The sequence below is a fragment of the Prevotella sp. P4-119 genome (assembly GCF_002251345.1).
In the GTDB taxonomy this organism is placed as follows: domain Bacteria; phylum Bacteroidota; class Bacteroidia; order Bacteroidales; family Bacteroidaceae; genus Prevotella.
Genome location: NZ_NPJB01000077.1, coordinates 1 through 1046 on the forward strand (window position 1 = coordinate 1; position 1046 = coordinate 1046).

Sequence of the window (1046 nt, forward strand, 5' to 3'; positions counted from 1 at the left end):
CGAAGTCCTTCACCATGGTATTCTCGTCGATGGCGAGACCTCCGAGGTTGATGCTGGTCACCGCCTTGTCGCCAGTACCCTTCACCGAGATAGAGGGCAGCGTGCCTTGGGTGATCTGATAGGGAGCTGCGATGCATGCGCCGCCATCCGATTCAGCCTTGGTGAGATAGACAGGAGCTGCCACGCTGTTCGCACGGACGAACATGTTGTAGTCGGTGTGGTACTGCGCTTTCCTCTCGAAGGCGTTTTTCAGCAGCGGAACGAGTCCTGCATACATGCGGACGATGTTCACCCATTTCATGCGCTGACGCTGTTGTCCCTTGGTGCGGGTGTTGCGTACCTTGGTCACTTTCTCCGATACTACGGTACGTCCATTGACAGTCTTGAAAGTCAACTGACCAGCCGATCCACTCATTTTTTTGATAAGTCCATTTAGAATAGCCATTTTGTTTCCCCCGTTTGTTAGACCAGTGGGGGTTCTGGGGAATAGTTAGTTAATAAGTTAGTTTGCACTCATTCCCACATCGTCGGTTTCTCCTTTTCAGTTCCCATGTTCCTCCCATTTTGTCCCATCGTTGTCCGCCTAATTTTGGGATTTAGTGCGGATTCACTGGTGACTTACTGAGGAGTTGCCCACGTCTGTGTGCGGACGGAATGTTCTGTGCGATGAGTGATTCTCTCTTGAACCACGGTGCCGCCTATCTTGGACTGCGGTGCAAAGGTACGAAGAAAAATAATCGGTTGTTCCACTTTTCCCACGGCTTGTGACCAATTTTCCCACGGCTTGTTACATTTCCCTGTGTATCAGTTGGTTACAAAGCCAAATTTTGAAGTATAAATCTTGGTGATTATCGTATATTGCTGAATATAAGGAAGATAGGTGGAACACTATACTTTTATTGGCTTGAAACTGTGGTAGGATCATGGGTGAGAATTAGACGCTGTAAAGAAAAGAGCCGAAAACGGTATTTTTCAGTGAAACGCAAAAATGGCGTTACAGCGTTACAATATAACAATATAACAGTTTTGAAAAACCACCGCCTTGG

The 1046-nt window shown here is 47.5% G+C and carries 1 protein-coding gene; it reads right to left on the reverse strand.

From position 1 onward, the window contains the following. The coding region (locus CIK89_RS08400; RefSeq protein WP_144007383.1) for a hypothetical protein at nucleotides 1-445 on the reverse strand (445 nt) is incomplete at its 3' end. Nucleotides 446-1046 lie beyond the last annotated feature (601 nt).